This is a genomic window from Microcoleus sp. OTE_8_concoct_300 (assembly GCF_031383065.1).
In the GTDB taxonomy this organism is placed as follows: domain Bacteria; phylum Cyanobacteriota; class Cyanobacteriia; order Cyanobacteriales; family Microcoleaceae; genus Microcoleus.
The window spans coordinates 1-3,193 of the sequence record NZ_JANMZH010000005.1 but is presented as its reverse complement, the minus strand read 5'-3'; the positions used below and the strand labels follow the sequence as shown (position 1 = coordinate 3,193).

4 protein-coding genes are annotated in these 3,193 nt (G+C 47.2%); all 4 read right to left on the bottom strand.

Going from position 1 to position 3,193, the window contains the following annotated elements:
- On the bottom strand, positions 1 to 1,250 hold a 1,250-nt coding region (locus tag ACUVJL_RS00090; RefSeq protein WP_445243972.1), incomplete at its 3' end, for a tetratricopeptide repeat protein.
- Entirely contained in the window at positions 1,213 to 1,872 is a 660-nt protein-coding gene (locus ACUVJL_RS00085; RefSeq protein ID WP_445243971.1) for an SIS domain-containing protein, read from the bottom strand. The genes ACUVJL_RS00085 and ACUVJL_RS00090, both read right to left, overlap by 38 nt.
- Before the next feature lie 24 nt (positions 1,873 to 1,896).
- On the bottom strand, positions 1,897 to 2,382 hold the full coding sequence (locus ACUVJL_RS00080; protein ID WP_445243970.1) for an NUDIX hydrolase: 486 nt from the start codon (positions 2,380 to 2,382) through the stop codon (positions 1,897 to 1,899).
- A 4-nt stretch (positions 2,383 to 2,386) separates the two neighbouring features.
- Positions 2,387 to 3,193 (bottom strand): NAD-dependent epimerase/dehydratase family protein (locus ACUVJL_RS00075; RefSeq protein ID WP_445243969.1); only part of this gene is annotated, 807 nt, incomplete at its 5' end.

The window sequence follows — 3,193 nt, the reverse complement described above, 5'->3', positions numbered from 1 at the left end:
AGCAGCCGATCGATGACCGAGGGGTCGGTGATAATGTGGAGATATCGTCGCCAGTAGTTGAGCAAACAGGGGTTGATGACTTGTTCGGACGGCGCTAAAAGAATTGTGTGGTATTGAGGTCGCCAGCCCAGAATACCCATCTTGATATAAATATCTATATTGATTGCTAGGTGACCGATCGCACCTAACCAGGGCCAGTTTGTGAAATATTCCGGCGTTATGAAGCGGATACCCAAATTGCCCAGGGGATGCTTTTCAAGCTGAGAGTTATATACGTCAATCGCACGTTCAGTAGAGCTAATTGATTCGTGTAATTTACCGACATCGTAAAATTTCCAGCTCATTTTCATGTGAGCTTCTGCTAGTTTTAGGTAAGCTTCTGTCCAATTTTGTTTGATGACGAGCGCTCTTTTGTAAATTTCAATGGCTGCTTCTAATTTGCCTTGCTGTATTAGTAAATTTCCGAGGTTAAAAAGTGCCTCTTCCTCTAAAGAGGGTGTGTTTTTTTTTTGCTTAGCCTCATCTATTTCCGCTTGCTCTATCAGTAAGTTGACGAGGTTGATATGTGCTTCTTCTAAGTCAAAATTGAGGGCGATCGCTTTTTTATAGCTTTCAATTGCCTCTATTCGCCTGTTTTGCTGTGTTAAGAGCTTCCCCGATCGGCAGTGAAGTTCAGCACTTTCTGGAGTCTGGTTAATGGCTTTGCGGGTTTTGGCGATCGCAACTTCAAGCTGCCGCTGTTTGGTCAGGGTTTCTGCTAAATTGCCGTAGTCATCGTTAACTGATGGATTGAGCTTAATAGCCTGACTGTAAAAATTTTCGGCTTCATCCCACCGCTGCTGTTTGACCAAGGACTCCGCAGCTTGACAGTAGAAGGTGGCGGCTTCTTCGCTACGGCCCTGTTTGCAGAGGACTTCGCCTAAATTGGTGTAAAATCTATAAAAATCAGGGGAAAGCTCAATGGCACGACGGTAGGAGGCGATCGCATCTTCCCACCGGCAGAGTTTTGCCAAAGCTTGCCCTAAATTGTAATAAGACCAAACCGAATTAGGGTTGAGCTCAATAGCGCGATCGTAGGAAGTAACTGCTTGCTCCCACCGACCAAGTTTTGCCAATGTTTCCCCTAAGTTGTAGTGAGACAAATAAAAGTTGGGGTTTTGCTCAATAGCTTGGTGGTAATACGCGATCGCCTCTTCTAATTTCCCTTCCTGTTTAAGTTGGTTGGCTGCCTGAAAATAGCTTGCTCTCATCAATTACGGGATTATTAACTTCTGTTTCTGGCAATGAGCCTTTCATCAATCCATCTAGAATACAATGACAGATGCAAAGATGAGTAATTTCTGCAAATCCATAGGCCATTGTCGGCACAAAAAAGTTAATGTCTCCTAGCTGACGCAGGGGATTATCTGGCTTAAAAGCTGAAAGGGTGATGACATAGCACCCCATTTTAGCTGCTTGACGGGCCCCTGCTAGGATGTTACCGGACTGTCCAGAACTGCTAATCGCAAATACGATATCTCCCGATTGAGCAAAGGTGGCGATCGGTTTGCTGAAAACTTGTTCGTAGCCGAAGTCGTTGCTGATGCAAGTCAGGAGAGCACCGTCATTGAAGGCGATCGCCGGAAAGCCTCCATTTCGCCAGTAGTCGATCGCCTGGTGACTTGCTACGGCTGCACTGCCGCCATTGCCAATAAAAATTACTTTTTTCTGCTGTTGGCTTTGTTGAGATACCAAAGCTGCGGCTTGACTAATTGCTTCGGAAAAGGAAAGATGCTGAGATTTTGTGTCAGTCGCTTCAAAACTTTCGCTTAAATTTCCAAGTTGGCGGAAGTAATCGGTGGCAAAGGGGTGTTGTGAGGGAAAGGTTTGCATTTAATTTTTCAGCTTTGGTTTTAGTTAATGAGCCATGCCCCATGTTAAATTTTTAGTGCGGAACTCCTGCCAAGCTGCGGTTAGTTCATCAGAGGCGATCGCCTCGACAACTTGTGGCAGCATCCGAGGAATTTTAGGCACTAACAGCACTTGAGTCAATTCCTCAAAGGTAAATAGTTGGAAGGCTTGCCCCTCCGTTAAGGTTAATTCGCTAGTCGGTACTGTCAAGGGAATACCAAAAATATAAGTGCTGCAAGGTCGATCGGGTGCTTCCCATGTCAGCAGGTATTTGGGTTCGGGCGGTACCCAGCAAAGTTCTTCTTCGATTTCTCGCTTCATAGCTTCGGCTGGGGTTTCCCCTTCATCAACAGTACCGCCGAACAGTCCCCAGTGATTGGGGGCTATAATCTCAGGTATGTTGTCTCGCAGTTGCAGTAACAGGCGAGATCCTTGGTAAAGGAATGCTTTTGCAACTAGAAGATTAACTCTATCGGCGGTGTTTTGAAGCATAAATTTAGGTTTTTCCCAAATACTCAAACCATGCTTTTGTGGCTTCCTGAATGGAATCAGGCGTCCAGACAGGTGCTTCTTGCCACAGGCTGATGTTTGCCAACATCTGAGACACTCCTTCGGGGAAAGGAACTTTTGGCTCCCATCCCAAGAGAGTTTTAGCTTTGGTGATGTCTCCCCAAGTGCAGTCTGGCTCTCCGGGACGTTTTGGGATGTGGACGATGGGCCCGCCTAATAGTTCCACGAGGGTGAGGACACTTTGAGGATTGCCGGAGCCAATGTTGATAATTTCACCCGTTACATCCGATGCTGCGGCGGTGACAAAGGCTTCTACGACATCGCTGACGAAGGTGAAGTCTCTGGTTTGAGTGCCATCTCCGACAAGGGTGAAGGGTTTACCTGCTAATTTTTGAGCTAAAAAGACGCCGAAGACGGCACCGTAGGCTCCTGTTGTTCGGGAACGCGGCCCATAGACGTTAAACAGCCGCAGGGAGATAGCGGGGAGTTTGTACACTTTTGCCCAGTGCATAACCATTTGCTCGCCTAAATACTTAGTCAAGCCGTAGGGGTGTTCGGGAGAACAGGGATAAGTTTCAGGTGTGGGATATTGGTCTGGGATGCCGTAGCAGGTGGAGGATGCGGTGTAGACGAAGCGCTGGATTTGAGCGTGGCGGCAAGCGTCTAGCAGGCTAAAAGTGCCTTGAACGTTGGAGTGGTAGTATTGGCTGGGGTTTTCAATCGACGGTACTAAGTCTGCCAGCCCTGCTAGATGAAATACCCAGTCAATTCCTTCTAGGGTTGAGGGGGTGAT

Bases quoted from the DNA above. Each gene is read 5' to 3' on its own strand.
- ACUVJL_RS00085 (WP_445243971.1), bottom strand. From the start codon at position 1,872: ATGCAAACCTTTCCCTCACAACACCCCTTTGCCACCGATTACTTCCGC.
- ACUVJL_RS00080 (WP_445243970.1), bottom strand. From the start codon at position 2,382: ATGCTTCAAAACACCGCCGATAGAGTTAATCTTCTAGTTGCAAAAGCA.